Genomic DNA, 256 nt, shown 5'->3' with positions numbered 1-256 from the left:
GCTACCTGGACCAGCTGTTGCCCGACATCGACGCCCTGGACGCCGCGCTGGACGCGCTGACGGCCGAACTGCAGGCCATGGCGCCGCTGGCGCTGCTGCCGATGAAACAGCATCTGAATGCGATCGCCGCAGGCCGGCTCGATGCGCTGCGGCTGCAGGCCGACATCGAAACGGCGCGTGCCTCGGCCGATCTGATTGAGGGCCAGGCCGCCTGGGCGGCGCGCCGATCGGCCCAGTTCAAGGGGTGTTGAAAGCC

The 256-nt window shown here is 69.5% G+C and carries 1 protein-coding gene; it reads left to right on the top strand.

Annotation, left to right across the window (positions count from 1 at the left end):
* Positions 1–251 (top strand): hypothetical protein (locus RVY79_RS20465; RefSeq protein ID WP_317466423.1); only part of this gene is annotated, 251 nt, incomplete at its 5' end.
* Positions 252–256 lie beyond the last annotated feature (5 nt).

This window comes from Chromohalobacter sp. HP20-39 (genome assembly GCF_033052815.1).
GTDB lineage: Bacteria > Pseudomonadota > Gammaproteobacteria > Pseudomonadales > Halomonadaceae > Chromohalobacter.
The sequence above is the reverse complement of the archived record's forward strand: the minus strand, read 5'-3'. Positions and strand labels throughout refer to the sequence as shown.